Raw genomic sequence first — 13,358 nt, forward strand, 5'->3', positions numbered from 1 at the left:
TTTATCTCACTCCCCAAGAATATTCCTTGATCCACGCTATTTCAGAAAAACTCAAATCGCTTTCCCTTATCATACCTTTTGCTTTACTAAGCCTATGCATTAAATGATATTGTTTTAAGGTCATATCCGTTTTCTCTTTAAACAATTTTCTTAGCAAAGAATAACTAACATTAAAATTCTTAGCTACATCATCAAAATTTATTTTAGATTTTATATGTCTTTGAATATATTTTTCAACATCAAAAATTATTTTTCCTTTTCTAGAAATTTGATTCTTATTCATCAAAAAATTAGAATACAACACTCTTAAAATATCAATAAAAATAAATTGCAACCCCACATCTTGGCTAGAGGTATTATTTTTTAATATATTCATTAAGGAATCAAATTGTAAATCAATTTCATAATTAAACCCAATTGGATATACTTGTTGATTCATATTAAATAATTCATTTTCAATTAAATATTCAATATACTTACCCCTAAAACATACAGAATATTCTTCCCAGTCAGAGTTCTTGTCTGGTACACACCTATACCAAGTATTAGGATAAATAACCAACAATGTTTCCTTAGAAATTTCCTGTCGGATGCTATTATCAGATTCAAAAAAACCAGTCCCATTTTTAATGTAAATAATTTTATGATACTTAGACTTTACGCCAGAAGTCCAATTTTTATTTAATTTCTTCTTTTCAGGAAAATACCTAATATATTCTAAGTTTTGTATGGTAACCGCATTTTCATTTACAGTCCCTTTTGAAGTAAAATTCCATTGAAAATTTTCCATGATAAAAAAAATACGAATTAAATATTATTTTAACAATTAACAATTAGTGTCAAAAAAAATGAGCAGCTAAACTCAGAAAATCAACAACTCAATTGTTAAATAAGTAAACTACAACGATATAGTTTATTTATGATGTCAAAAATGATAAAAAATATGTCATTTTTGACAAATTAATAAAGTTTTAACATAATACTTTTATTCGAAATATGTATTTACAGGTCTTTTTATCATTAATATTCGTAATCAAAAACCTATTTTAATGCTTAAAATTAAACATTCAATTATTATTATAAGTAATTTCGTACAACTTTAATACTCAAAATTAATTCAACTAAACTTAAAATTTATGAATCTAAAATCACTTAAAAGTGCATTATTCCTTGGAGCCTTGCTTTGCTTCGGGTTTAGTAATGCGCAACAGGTTACTGGTACGGTGTCAGATGAAACTGGCCCATTACCTGGTGCAACAGTTGTTGTTAAAGGAACAACAATTGGAACACAAACTGACTTTGACGGAAACTTTAGCATTGATGCTGAAGCAGATGCTACATTAGTTTTTAGCTATGTAGGCTACAAAAAAACGGAAATGGCTGTAAACGGAAAATCTACGATAAATGTAGTTTTACAGGAAGATGCCGCAGCACTTGAAGAAGTTGTTGTAACAGGATATTCTACACAAACTAGAGGAGACCTTACGGGTTCTGTAGGTAGTGTTGATATTTCGGAAGCAACAAAAGCTCCAATCGTAAATGCTGCCGAAGCATTACAAGGAAGGGTTTCTGGGGTAACAATTACCAACAACGGATCTCCAGGTGCATCACCAACCGTAAGAATAAGAGGGTATGGTACTGGTAACAGTAATGACCCACTTTATATTATTGATGGAGTACAGACAGATGACGCGAGTATCCTAAACTCCATTAATCCTGCAGATATATCTCAAATGAATGTACTAAAAGATGGTGCAGCCGCTATATACGGAGCTAGAGCATCTAATGGTGTTGTGATTATTACTACTAGAAGTGGTGGTTATAATATGGATAAGGCACGAGTTTCTTTAGATACGTACACTGGTTTCTCTGCTGCTACAAACCTTCCTGAATTATTGAATACCGAACAACATGGAGACATGATCTGGCAAAGTATTAGAAATGATGGTGGTGTTCCTTCGCACGCACAATATGGTAACGGACCAAGTCCTATTACACCAACAACTTTACAAAGAACTCCAGATGGGATTTCTGCAACGGTAAAACCTAATGGAGGAACAGATTGGTTAGATGAACTATACAGAACCGCAATAACACAAAATGCCTCTATAACTCTTGAAAACGGTAATGAAAAATCTAAATTCTTGTTTTCTGCAAGTTATTTAAATCGTGAAGGAATTCAAATTGCAACGGGTTTCAAAAGAGGATCAATGCGATTAAACTCAGAATTTAAAATTGGTGATCGAATTAAAGTTGGTCAACATGCTAACATCTCTTTTGATAGAAGAAGTGGTGGTCAGTCTTGGTATAATTTCGCAACAAGAATGTCTCCGTTAGTTCCGGTTTACGATGATGCAGGTGTTTACGCAGGTAACTACAGTAATGATACTGGACTTTCTAATCCAAACAATCCAATAGCAGAGGCGAATAGACAATCTAATGATTTTAATAAATCATTTAGGGTTTTTGGTGATATCTACGCTACGCTTGATATTATAGATGGCTTACAATTCAAAACCTCTATTGGTGGTTCTATTAAAGCCTATAACGATAGACGTTTTAGAGCCTTAATTCCTGAGTCTTCAGAACCTATCTCTACAAATACACTTACAGAAGCAGACCAAGACACGTACGAGTGGGTTTGGAACAACACTTTAAGTTATAACAAATCATTCGGAGAACATAGTATTAATGCCTTAGTAGGTATTGAAGCATTAAACGTTAATGGAAAAGGTAAAGAAATTTCTAGAACTGATTTCTTCTTTGAAACTCCTGACTATTATTTATTAGAAAATGGTGGTGGTGCTGCTAACGTAGCCTACGCCTATGACAATGCATCCTCTTTATTTTCTGTCTTTGGTACTGCGAATTACAGTTACGCAGGTAAATATTTTCTAACAGCTACGGTACGTCAAGATAGATCTTCTAGATTCATAGGAGATAATCAAAGCGATATATTCCCTTCATTCAGTGGCGGATGGGTTGTTAGTAATGAAAACTTTTGGCCTGCTGATGCTATTATGAGTAGATTAAAATTTAAAGGATCATGGGGACAATTAGGGAATCAATCTCTTCCTGTAGATAATCCTACTTACAATATTTCTGTATTAAGTGGACAGTATGCAGATTATGGATTTAACGGTAGTGGTGCAGTAACTCAAGGAGCTCTTTTAGAGTCTGTAGGTAATGCAGACCTAAAATGGGAAACTAGTGAAACTACAAACTTTGGCGTTGAACTTGGTTTCTTCAATAACAAATTAAATCTTGAAGCAGAATATTTCATTATTAAAACTAAAGATTTAATTAGTCAAGATAACAGTGCATTTAGTACAACTTCAATTGCTGCAAATGCTCCTTATGTTAACCTTGGTTCTATCGAAAACAAAGGTATTGATGCAACACTTAGTTATGCAGATGAATTGAATTCAGGCTTTAAATACGGCGTTGACCTTAATTTCTCAAGTTATAAAAATGAGGTTACGGAATTAATCAGTGCTTTCCAAGTAGGATTTGACGGCTTTAGAACTACTGGTGCTGTTACAAGAACTCAAGAAGGACAACCTATATCATCTTTTTATGGTAGAATAGTTGACGGAATCTTTGCTTCAGAAGCTGAAGTAAGTGCAAGCGCAGATCAAGGTTTTGCTTCTGCTGCAGATGGTGTTGGGAGATTTAAATATAGTGATATCAATAATGATGGTACGATTAACGATGACGATAGAACTTTTATAGGTTCCCCACACCCTGATTTTACGTATGGTGTTAACTTAAGTGCATCTTACAAAGGGGTTGATATTTCTGCTTTTTTCCAAGGGTCTCAAGGAAATGATATTTTCAACAATGATAAAGTATATACAGATTTACCTACTTTTTTCAATGCAAATAGAAGCGTAAGAGTTTTAGACTCATGGTCTCCAACTAATCTTGACGCCTCTTTACCTGCACTTAGTCAGAGTATCACGAATAACGAAGGTAATGCCAATTCATTTTTTGTAGAAGATGGTTCATACATGAGAATGAAAAACTTACAAATTGGGTATACCTTTAGTGATCAAGTATCTGGCTTATTAGGAATGGATAGTGTTCGTTTCTACCTTCAAGGTACTAACTTATTTACTATTACTGGATATGACGGTGTAGATCCAGAATTACAACCAAGATTTAATAGTAATGGGTCTATAGACAACCTTACTATTGGTGTGTCAGACAACAACTACCCATTAGCCTCAATTTATTCATTAGGTATCAACTTAAAATTTTAAAAAATGAAAAAGAATATAATTTATACCATATCGCTGACATGCATGATGCTAGGTGCCTGTAGTGATGACTTTACGAATATTGCTCCAACAGGAGCACTCTCTGATGAAGCCTTACAAAATGCTAAGGGGGTAGACTTAAAATTAACTGCTGCCTATTCTGCAATGGATGGAGAACGTATAGGAAGACTCGGTGAAGGAACTGCAGCAGGTGCAGACAACTGGTGGACCGATGTAGTTTCTGATGATGCCCATAGAGGAAGTACCGATGGTGATAACACAGAGTTATTTCAAGTGGAAACTCTAGATTGGCAAACTGGAAGCGGATGGTTTTTGGGAAGATGGAGCGCACTTTACGGTGGCGTAAATAGTTCAAATGCTGTATTATCACTAATTAATACTATTCCTGAGGGCGATTTTAGCCAACAAATAGGTGAAGCTACTTTTCTAAGAGGATATTACAATTTTGAACTTCAGAAGTTTTACGGAAACGTGCCTTTTATTTCTGTTGAGAACTTTGATAACCTTGAGTTTAACCAACCAAACCCTGGACCTATATGGGCTCAAATAGAAGCAGATTTTTTAACTGCAATTGATAATTTAGGGCCTGAAGTAGTAAATGGTAGAGCTAATTCTTGGATTGCAAAAGCATTTTTAGGAAAAGCGTATCTATATCAAGAAAAATGGGACGAGGCTTTTACTTTATTAAATGAAGTGGTAACTACGGGACCCTATTCTTTGAACACTGAATATGTAAATAATTTTAATTTTGCTGGAGAGAATAGTTCAGAATCAATGTTTGCGGTTCAATATGTTTCTGATGACGGACGCTCTTTTAATGGTAACGGTACAGGTACATTAAATTTTCCTGGCGGTGGGCCATTAGCAACATGTTGCGGTTTTTACCAACCCACACAAGATTTAGTAAATGCATACCAAACAGATGCTAACGGACAACCGTTATTGGATACTTTTGCTGCCACTGACGTTACTAATGATTATGGTATTGAGAGTGCTGATGATTTTACCCCGCATACCGGGCCTTTAGACCCTAGATTAGATTACACTGTATCTAGAAGAGGTATCGACTATAATGGTTTTGGTTTAAATCCAGGGAAAGAATGGATTAGAGCTACTTTTGCTGATGTTTCCGGTCCTTACTTGCCCAAGAAAAATGTATACCAAGCTGATGAGGTTGATGCTAACCGCGGAACTGGTGGTTGGGGATCCGATTGGTCTGGTATTAATTACAATGTGATGCGCTTTGCTGATGTATTACTATTGACCGCTGAGGCTGCTGTTGAAAAATCTGCTCCAGATTTAGCCCTTGCTTTAGACTATGTTAACAGAGTTCGTAACCGAGCAAAAAATATGACCTATGTTCAAAACGAAGAGGATGATGGTGATGCTGCTAATTATAAAATTGAACCTTATGGCGCTTTTGCAAGTCAAGAATTTGCTAGAAAAGCAGTGCGTTTTGAGCGTCGCTTAGAATTGGGAATGGAAGGACATCGTTTATTTGATTTAAGAAGATGGGGTGTTGCGCAAGAAGTTATTAACGCTTACATCACTAATGAAGCTGCAGACATTAATCAATCTGATTATAGTAGATTCAGAGCGTACTCAGAGAAATTTGACCTGTTCCCAATTCCTGTAAATGCCATTGACCAAAGTGGAGGTATTTTAGACCAGAATACAGGATATTAATTAAAATTTCAAGCAATAAAATCTTAATAAAATATAGATATGAATAAATTTAAAACTATAAGTATTGTTTTATCGATGCTCGCATTAGTAGGATTAAATTCCTGTGATAATGACGAGGTTGATTCTCCCGGAGCAGCTATTGTGGGACCAGGAACTGTATATACTAGAATTAGTGCAAGTGGAAGTGCTACATCTTTAGAAGCTGCTCTTATTGCCGCTACAGGAGATCTTCCCGCAACATTACAGGGTACTGGGCCTTTCACTGTTTTTGCTCCAACTGATGCTGCATTTACGGCATTGGCAGTAGCATTGGGTTATGAGACTACAGAAGAAATTACCGCTACTGAAGATTTATTAGCCAATATAGACAAAGACTTGCTTTCGCAAATCTTAAGCTATCATGTGGTTTCTGGCAACTTAGAAGCAAGTACATTTTCTGACGGTACTACACTAACCACCGTTTTAGGAGATGACCTATCTGTAATAGTGACTGCTGATGGTGATGTACAACTACTTGATGCGACAAAATTGGATCAAACAAATCCTGTATCTACCGTAACTCAAGCAAACAACTTCGCAGATAATGGAATTGTTCACTTAATAGACAAAGTTCTTTTACCACAAGCTGCCATTGATGCCTTAAGTTTTGATACCCGTCCTACACTTTTAGAATGGGCAAAAGGTACTGCTGATTTAAGTATTTTGGCGAGCGCTATAGACAAAGCTGGTTTATCAGATGCCATTGCAGCATTGGACACCGCAAGAGTTTTAGCCCCTAACAACCAGGCCTTTGAGGATCTTTTTGATGCTCTAGGAGATGATTATACTAGTGTTGATGATTTTGACAATGAGGTTGAAATTGAATTATTAAGCAATATTCTTTTATTCCATGTATTACCACCTGCAAACGAATCTACAGATTTAGTAGTGGGCCCAGCAATAACACTTTTAGAAGATAATCTTGTTGCTGTAATTGCTGATGGTAGCGGATTTGCATTTGGTGATGCTACTGCTGTAACAGCCAGCACAATCACTGCAGATTTCGATGCAAAAAATGGTGTTGTAGACATTATTGATAAAGTACTTTTACCGCAAGCTGCATTAGACTTCATAGCTTTATTGGCTTCTGATGATTTAGCTACAACGGTAATTAATACTCCTCAATTAAGCACACTTGAAGAAGCTCTAATAGCAACCGATTTAGTGGATGCTTTTACTGATGCTTTAAACGTTCAGGATACAACAGCTACTAATTTCACGTATTTTAGACCTGCGACTGTTTTTGCTCCTACTGATGCTGCTTTTGCAGATCTTTTTGATGCACTAGGAGCTGACTACACAAGCATAGCTAGCTTTGATACAGAAGAAGAAATAGCACTACTTAAGGAAATACTTCTATACCACGTATTAGCAAGCAAAGTAGTAAGTGAGGATTTAGTGGCAGGAATGGTTACCACGGTATCAGAAAGAGATATAGATATCATTAACGTTATTGGCTCTAGTAATTTTGTTATTGGCGATGAAACAAATGATGTAAATGCCAATATAACAACATCAGATATTTTAGCAAGAAATGGTGTAGCCCATATTATAGACAAGGTTTTACTACCTAAGAGCGCTATTGATTTTATTAATGCTATGGAATAATACCATAGTTTTCCGTTAACATTTTTTAGCGCGAAAAATATCAAACCACCCAACATCCTAATTGTTGGGTGGTTTTTTTTTGAAATAAATTAGCCCTATTAAGCTTTACTAGGACTAAAAAAAAGTGATTGTTGGACTGATTTTACACTCCTCTAACAACGCAATTTGAGTTATATTTAAAAAAAATACCTACTGAAGTTACTCAGTTACTCTGAAACAAATTATGAATTACTAAAAACTTACAAACTAATACTTTCTCTTGTCGTGAGTGTCACTAATAATTCTTAATTTGACCCATAAATTACAGTACAACGCCCTAATTGATCAAATACCACAACACACCAGACACAATGAAAAATCTGATCTTTATTTCAATTATTATATTTTCAATAATCAGTTCTTGCGGAAAGAAAGATGATACGCTATTCTCAAAAATCTCCTCCAATCATTCTGGTATTACGTTTAACAACAAAATAGTGGAAACTGATAGTTTTAACATTATTAATAATGAGTATATATTTAATGGTGGTGGTGTTGCTGTTGGCGACTTTAATAATGATGGCCTACCAGATCTTTTCTTTTCTGGTAACCAACAAGCCAACAAGCTATACCTAAATAAAGGAGATTTAAAATTTACAGATATTTCCAAAGAATCCGGAATTGAAGCTAAAGAAAATTGGAATACGGGTGTTGCCCTTGTAGATATAAATAACGATGGTTTATTAGATATCTATGTTTGCTCTGCAATGCTGTCAAAAGATAAAAAAAGAAATAAGCTTTTTGTAAACCAAGGAGTAAATAAAGATGGTACTCCAACCTTCAAAGAAAAAGCTAGTGAATACGGAATATCAGGTAATGAAAATAGTATGAATGCTACTTTTTTTGATTATGATAAAGATGGGCTATTAGATTTATACGTGCTTAATAATGTAGACATCCATATCCTTCCCTCTAATTACAGAAAAAAAATAATTGATGGATCTTCTTTAAGTAATGATAAATTATATCACAACAATGGTAATGGAACATTTACGGATGTGACTCTTGACGCCGGAATTACTATTGAAGGGTATGGCTTAGGCTTAGCGATTGCAGATTTAAATTACGATGGCTGGCCAGATATCTATGTAAGTAATGATTACCTATCAAATGACATTCTCTATTTTAATAATCAAGATGGGACTTTCTCAAACCAAATAAAAGAGGTTATCAAACATCAAAGTAAGTTTTCAATGGGATCAGACATTTCTGACTTCAACAATGATGGCTACTTAGATATTATTACGCTTGACATGTTGGGGGAAACAAATCAGAGACTAAAAACTACCATTGACAAAAATAAATACACAAACTACATCCTAAACGATAAATTCGATTACGAATATCAATACAGCAGAAATATGCTGCAAAAAGGAAATGGCCCCGGCATTCCCTATAGCGAAATTGGTCTTATGGCTGGCGTTTCTAAAACAGATTGGAGCTGGTCTCCCCTGTTTGCAGACATGGATAACGATGGCTTTAAAGATTTACTAATAACGAATGGTTTCCCTAGAGATATTACAGACTTAGACTTTCGTGACTTCAAATTTAATGTAAGTCGTTATTTAAGTAATGGTCAAATATTAGATTCTATTCCTGAAATAAAAACTCCAAATTACGCCTACAAATATGATGGAGAAAGCAGATTTATTGATGTAGGAGAAGAATGGGGTCTTAATATTCCTTCTTTTTCAAACGGAGCAGCCTATGCAGATTTAGACAATGATGGCGATTTAGATTATATCGTTAACAATATTAATGATGAAGCTTTCCTTTTTGAAAATAATAGTACTAAAAAAAATAATTATATACAGGTTGCATTAATTGGCCCTAAAACCAATAAATTAGGTATTGGCAGTAAAGTTCTTGTCCGATTTGAAAATGAATTATTTCAATACCAAGAACATTATTTAAGTAGAGGATACATGTCTTCTGTAGATAGTAAGATGCATTTTGGTTTAGGCGCAGAAAAAATCATCAAAGACATAGAAGTTCTTTGGGCTGACGGTAAATTTGAAAAATTATCAAACGTAAATGCAAACCAAAAAATAGAATTCAATTATAATAATGCACACTTACCACGGACAGAAGAATTAAGCTTTCCTTTTATTGCAAAAAAATCAAAATCGCTACTAACTGATATTACAAATAAAACAAATATCAATTATAAACATGAAGAATTAGATATTATAGATTTTAATGCGCAGCGTATATTACCTCACAAACTTACGCAAAACGGACCTTGTCTTGCCTCTGGAGACCTCAATGGTGATGGGCTAGAAGATTTTATCATAGGAAGTTCTTCTGGTTTTTCTCCTCAATTATTTTTTCAACAAAAAGAAGGCAACTTTATTCAGAAAAATTTATTTAATGATGATGAGAACAAGAACTTTGAGGAAGAAAGTATCGCATTTTTTGATTTAGATAATGATGGTGACCTGGACATGTATTTAGTTTCTGGTAGTAATGAATTTATGCTAGATGATAGCTTTTACGAAGACAGACTTCTTATTAACGATGGTAAAGGAAACTTTACTTTAGCATTGGACAAAATGCCAAAAATAAGTTCTAGTGGCGCAATCGTTTCTGTAAATGATTTTGATAATGATGGTTATGTTGACTTGTTTATAGGTGGTAGAACTCCTTTTGCTCAATACCCCATTGCAGACAAGAGCTTTTTACTTAAAAATAATAAAGGGAAATTAGAAGATGTTACCGATAGTTATGCTCCTGAACTAAGAAATATTGGCATGGTTACAAGTGCTACTTGGGACGATATTGATTTAGATGGCACTAAAGATTTAATTTTAGTTGGGGAGTTTATGCCTATAACTATTTTTAAAAATGATACTAAGTCATTGAAAAAAATGACAAATACAGGGGTAGATAATCTTATTGGATGGTGGGAAACTATATCAGGAGCAGATTTTGATAATGATGGAGATATTGACTTTATCGTTGGGAACATGGGTGCAAATAATTTCTACCAACCCTCAAAAGAAAGACCTATTACATTAATCTCAAAAGATTTTGATAAAAACGGAACGATAGATCCTGTCATGTTTGCATACTTTAAAAATAGTTATGACGATAAAAATTTTAAATCTTTCCCTGTTAATTTCTGGGGAGATCTTTATAGTCAAAGCACTATATTTAGATCAAAATTCAACTCCTATAAAGAGTATGCTCTAGCCACAGAGAAAACCATTTTTTCTAAAGAAGAATTAGAAGGAGCCACCACTCTAATTGGCAATTACGATCGAAGTATTTATCTTGAAAACCTAGGGAACGGAAAGTTCAAATACACACAACTGCCATGGGAAGCACAAATCGCTCCAATAAATAGCATTTTAAATTTAGATTATAACGATGATGGAAATTTAGACCTTTTATTAGTTGGTAACGATTTTGGAAATGAAGTTTTCATAGGCCGTTATGATGCATTAAATGGATGTTTATTAGAAGGTGATGGAAAAGGAAATTTCAAGACAATTAAAACTAGTGAAAGTGGGTTTTTAGTTTCAGGTGATGCAAAACACATGATTAAAGTAAAACACGCTAAAGAGAAAAACCCTTATATTATAGTATCTCAAAATAGAGATAGTTTGAAAATTTTTCAAAAAAATAAATAGTAAAATTTACACAGATAAGAAAAAACAATTTAACTCGTTATATTTTTATTCTCTAAAATTTACAAAAAATTGCAGACAACCAACTTTTATAACAACCTTCTTAAATCTATATTTGTTGGCAATAGTTAAATATTTTTTATAATGAAATATACTTTTATTATCACTTTAATGCTTTTATCACTTAGTCCTTTGTTTAGTCAAAGAACAATTGAAAAAACATTAGAAAAACTAAATAAAGAAAGTATCCCTTACATAACGGCAGCAGATTTAAAAAACCAAGACTCCCTCGTTATTTTAGATACGAGAGAATTAAAAGAATATAACGTTAGCCACCTAAAAAATGCCATATGGGTAGGGTATGATCATTTTGACATTAACAATATACACGTTCAAAACAAGAGTCAAAAAATAGTTGTTTACTGTTCTATAGGAGTCCGTTCAGAAAATATTGGAGAAAAGCTAGTTGCCAGCGGCTATTCAAATGTTCAAAATTTATATGGTGGAATTTTTAAATGGATGGAGGAAGATTTACCCATATATGATGCTGAAGAGAACCGTACCGATAAAGTCCATGTTTTTAGTAAGTACTGGGGGAAACTATTGACCAAAGGAACTAAAATTATAAATTAAAATTATACCCGTGTCTAAAGAAAACCTTCTTTTAATTTTTACCAGAAATCCAGAACTTGGTAAATGCAAAACCAGATTAGCCGCAAGTGTAGGAGATCAGAAAGCATTAGAAATCTATAAATTTCTACTCAACCATACTGCAGAAATTACACAAAACTTAAAGGTCAAAAAACATGTATACTATTCCGAGACAATTTGGAAAAGTGACATTTGGAATAACGAAACGTACGAAAAGAGATTACAGGAAGGAATTAGTCTTGGACTGCGAATGGAAAACGCTTTTAAAGCAGGCTTCAAGCAAGGGTATAAAAAAATAATCGTTATTGGTAGTGACATGTATGATTTAAGCCAAGCCGATCTAGAAAATGCTTTTAATCTGTTAGATTCTTCTGATTTTGTTGTGGGCCCAGCAGAAGATGGCGGATATTATTTATTAGGTATGAAAACAGTAGAGCATTCTGTTTTCACTGATAAAGCCTGGGGCACCCCCACTGTATTAAAAGATACCTTAAAAAATTTAGAACATAAAAAAGTAACCTTATTAGAGACTAGAAATGATGTTGATATTCTTGAAGATATTAATGAACATCCCGCTTTTAATGCTTTACTAAAAAAATAATAGCAATGACGAAAAGAGAATTAGATGAATCTGTTAACTACCTAATTGGTAAGGGTTTTGACGCTCCAGAAGTAGGAATCGTATTAGGAACAGGACTAGGCAGGCTAGCTAATGAATTAGAAGATCCTATTGAAGCACACTATAACCATATTCCTTATTTTCCATTAGCCACAGTAGAATTCCATTCAGGAAAACTAATATTTGGAACCTTTCAAGGTAAAAAAGTAGTAGTCATGCAAGGACGTTTCCATAGGTATGAAGGTTATGATTTGGTTGATGTAACGTACCCAATACGTGTGATGCATCAATTAGGTATAAAAAAACTTTTTATTTCTAATGCCTCTGGTGCAATCAATACAGATTTAAAGAAAGGAAACATGATGCTTATTGAAGACCACATAAACCTTCAAGGAGGCTCTCCTTTAGCCTTTAAGAATGTAGCTGAGTTTGGCAGCAGGTTTACAGATATGAGCGGTCCTTATGATGCTGAGATGCGTAAAAAGCTTCTTTCTATTGCTGCAAAAGAAAATATAATTTTAAAAGAAGGTGTTTATGCCGCTGTTGTAGGTCCGCAATTAGAAACTAAGGCAGAATATAGAATGTTAAAAATATTAGGTGCAGATGCTGTAGGCATGAGCACCGTACCTGAAGTTATCGTAGCAAACCACTTAAGCCTACCTGTTGTAGCTGTTTCTGTGATAACAGATGAGTGCGATCCTGAAAACCTTGCACCAGTAGACATTAACGAAATAATTGCGATTGCTGAAAAAACAGAACCTAATATGGTTCGTCTCTTTAAAGAATTAATAAAGCAACTTTAATTTT

General features: G+C 34.1%; 8 protein-coding genes. 7 read left to right on the plus strand and 1 reads right to left on the minus strand.

Going from position 1 to position 13,358, the window contains the following annotated elements; translation table 11 throughout:
• Position 1: 1 nt before the first annotated feature.
• Positions 2–790, minus strand: a complete 789-nt coding sequence (locus CELAL_RS04610) for an AraC family transcriptional regulator (protein ID WP_013549744.1) — start codon at positions 788–790, stop codon at positions 2–4.
• Between the two features lie 346 nt (positions 791–1,136).
• On the opposite strand from CELAL_RS04610, the gene CELAL_RS04615 reads away from it, so the two are divergent.
• The 7 genes from CELAL_RS04615 (at position 1,137) to CELAL_RS04645 (ending at position 13,354) form a co-directional block, all read left to right on the plus strand.
• Complete coding sequence (locus tag CELAL_RS04615) at positions 1,137–4,262, plus strand: SusC/RagA family TonB-linked outer membrane protein (RefSeq protein WP_013549745.1); 3,126 nt, start codon at positions 1,137–1,139, stop codon at positions 4,260–4,262.
• Positions 4,263–4,265: 3 nt separating this feature from the next.
• Positions 4,266–5,966 (plus strand): RagB/SusD family nutrient uptake outer membrane protein, encoded by a 1,701-nt coding sequence (locus CELAL_RS04620; RefSeq protein WP_013549746.1) that lies wholly within the window; start codon positions 4,266–4,268, stop codon positions 5,964–5,966.
• A 39-nt stretch (positions 5,967–6,005) separates the two neighbouring features.
• Complete coding sequence (locus tag CELAL_RS04625; RefSeq protein ID WP_013549747.1) at positions 6,006–7,613, plus strand: fasciclin domain-containing protein; 1,608 nt, start codon at positions 6,006–6,008, stop codon at positions 7,611–7,613.
• A gap of 350 nt (positions 7,614–7,963) precedes the next feature.
• A complete protein-coding gene (locus tag CELAL_RS04630) occupies positions 7,964–11,284 on the plus strand; it encodes a VCBS repeat-containing protein (protein WP_013549748.1) in 3,321 nt (1,106 codons plus the stop codon).
• Positions 11,285–11,425: 141 nt separating this feature from the next.
• Positions 11,426–11,914 (plus strand): rhodanese-like domain-containing protein, encoded by a 489-nt coding sequence (locus CELAL_RS04635; RefSeq protein ID WP_013549749.1) that lies wholly within the window; start codon positions 11,426–11,428, stop codon positions 11,912–11,914.
• 10 nt (positions 11,915–11,924) lie between these two features.
• Positions 11,925–12,533, plus strand: coding sequence for a TIGR04282 family arsenosugar biosynthesis glycosyltransferase (locus tag CELAL_RS04640; RefSeq protein WP_013549750.1), 609 nt, complete (start codon positions 11,925–11,927; stop codon positions 12,531–12,533).
• 5 nt (positions 12,534–12,538) lie between these two features.
• The gene (locus CELAL_RS04645) at positions 12,539–13,354 is read left to right on the plus strand and encodes a purine-nucleoside phosphorylase (protein WP_013549751.1); all 816 of its coding nucleotides are present in this window, start codon (positions 12,539–12,541) and stop codon (positions 13,352–13,354) included.
• Positions 13,355–13,358 lie beyond the last annotated feature (4 nt).

This window comes from Cellulophaga algicola DSM 14237, assembly GCF_000186265.1.
Taxonomy (GTDB): domain Bacteria; phylum Bacteroidota; class Bacteroidia; order Flavobacteriales; family Flavobacteriaceae; genus Cellulophaga; species Cellulophaga algicola.